General features: G+C 55.6%; 3 protein-coding genes. All 3 read left to right on the plus strand.

Features of this window, described 5'->3' with window-relative positions; genetic code table 11:
- Positions 1-83 precede the first annotated feature (83 nt).
- Positions 84-602, plus strand: a complete 519-nt coding sequence (locus ED312_RS23285; RefSeq protein ID WP_123218420.1) for a CHAP domain-containing protein — start codon at positions 84-86, stop codon at positions 600-602.
- Positions 603-965: 363 nt separating this feature from the next.
- Positions 966-1,604 carry a fibronectin type III domain-containing protein gene (locus tag ED312_RS23290; protein ID WP_148044366.1) on the plus strand — a complete coding sequence of 213 codons (639 nt, stop codon included), beginning with the start codon at positions 966-968 and terminating at the stop codon, positions 1,602-1,604.
- Positions 1,605-1,606: 2 nt separating this feature from the next.
- On the plus strand, positions 1,607-2,063 hold a 457-nt coding region (locus ED312_RS23295), incomplete at its 3' end, for a hypothetical protein (RefSeq protein ID WP_148044367.1).

Consider the following 2,063-nt stretch of genomic DNA (forward strand, 5'->3'; position numbering starts at 1 on the left):
GGCCTGTTGGCCGCACAACTGTACCGCGGCTTCAGGCGGCTGCTGGATAGTTCCTTTACCACACATTCCGTAAAGCTGAGATTATGGCAACACGTATGTATTTACCTGGGTGGTTATATCTCCTTGTTCTGGGGTATGGCCACCTGGCTTTCGCGAATGATGTAAGCACCCTGCGCCGGGTCTACACGGCCGAAGTGGGCGTTAAAGAAGCCACCGGGCATAACGATGGCAAGCGGGTAGCGGAATACCTCCGCTATACCGGCCTGGGTGAGGGGTATGAGTGGTGTGCCGCATTCGTAAGCTTCTGTTTTAACAAGGCGGGTTACGCCCAACCCCGCACCCCCTGGAGCCCCGCACTGCTCCCGGACCGCAAGGTGATCCGGAGGAACAAAAAAGGAGGGGAGGCCCAAAAAACCCCGCGTGCCGGCGACGTCTTCGGCCTCTACAATACCAGCCTGGGCCGCATAGCCCACGCCGGTTTTATAGACCGTTGGACCGGCAACTGGGCCTATACCGTAGAAGGCAATGTGAATAACGCCGTAGTACGCAAACGCCGCCCTGTACGAACCCTTACCGTTATTGCCCGGTGGACGGATGATTAGCCCCGCTATAAAACCTTTGTGAAGCGCTGTGAAACCTCTGTGCGTCTCTGTGAAATAGCTATAACACAAAGCTGCACAGAGGACCGCAGAGAACCACAGAACAAATCTCAAAGGCTCCTCCCTTCAGATAAAGGCGCCGTGCTGAGCCAAGTCGAAGTAGAGGTACCCCAGCGAAGCGAAGGGGGGAGGGTTTGAGAGCCCAAGTCATAGGGCTAATTCCCTAAAGTTTATTCTTTTACCATGGCCTGGGCTTTCTAACCCTCCGACCGGGCTAAAGTCCGCCCACCTCCCTTTATCAAAAGGGAGGAGCCTTTTAGAGGTTTTGACTAAAACAAAATGTTTAACATAAAAAATTTCAAAAAAATGAGACGACCAAAATTAGTAACAAACTATGGCCATCTGAGTGATGGCGACCTGGCCGTACTGGCCACACGCACCCTGGATGCCCTGGGGACGAATACCCATTTCCCGGACCTGTACCCGCCATTTGCGGAATACGATCCCGTGGCGCAGGATTACCTGGAGAAACAGGCCATTACCGCCGCAGGCGGCAACCTTCGGGAAACCAAGGAAAAGGACGAAGCCCGCGCCGCCCTGGTGACGATGATGCGCCGGGTAACGACGTACATCAACAACTTTACCGACCTGGCTTCCACACAACTCAGTTCGGGCTTTTACCCCGTAGCGAGCCCCAGGAGTATAAGTGTCCCTTCTTCCTGTGAGTGGACCCGTATCCGCGCTTCCCGGAGGCCGGATGAGATCTTGCTGGATTTCCCGGCTATTCGGGAAGCTTATGAGTACGAGAAGCAGATTGCCGATACGCTGGACGAAAACGGGCAGCCTCTATGGCAGCCCGCCGGGCGGACTTCGAGCTCCCGTGGTAATTTCCATGCCCCCGTACAGGACGGGGTGACGTACTATTTCCGGGTACGGGCGCGCAACAAGAACGGCGTAAGCGCCTGGAGCCCCGTGTCCTCGATGCGTGCCACGGTAAAGGAATGATCATGGACACCCTGCAAAAGCTATTTATCCTGTGGGCCGGCTGTTGTGTTGTGGCCTGTAGCAGTACCCGGCGCCACCGGCAAAGCGAAATCAAACAGCGTTCGGAAGCACGAATAACCGACTTCCGCGCCATGTCCGTCGAACAGTTCGACAGTTTGTCGGTGGTACAGGTACACCGGGCCTTACAGGAACAGGAAGCAGTGGTTATCAATCCTGTAGGCCGGTTTAACTATTACCGCGATTCGGGCTTCAGCGGGGAGGCCGAAAAGGTGGTGATCTATGGCAAGCGTAACACTGTTTACGATGCGTTGCAAAATGAGCACCATAGCCATACCCGGGAGGAAAAACGCAACCTGAGGGACAGCAGTGATACCAGGGAAGTGCAGCAGTACGAGGTGAAGACCGTAGCACGTACCGGCACCCGCGGCGTCAGCCGGTGGTTGATCGCCATAGCGGTCA

This window comes from Sinomicrobium pectinilyticum, from assembly GCF_003725735.1.
In the GTDB taxonomy this organism is placed as follows: Bacteria; Bacteroidota; Bacteroidia; order Flavobacteriales; family Flavobacteriaceae; genus Sinomicrobium; species Sinomicrobium pectinilyticum.

What these genes read in the sequence shown, in the direction of transcription:
- ED312_RS23285 (WP_123218420.1), top strand. Translation starts at nt 84, where the DNA reads ATGGCAACACGTATGTATTTACCTGGGTGGTTATATCTCCTTGTTCTG.
- ED312_RS23290 (WP_148044366.1), top strand. Translation starts at nt 966, where the DNA reads ATGAGACGACCAAAATTAGTAACAAACTATGGCCATCTGAGTGATGGC.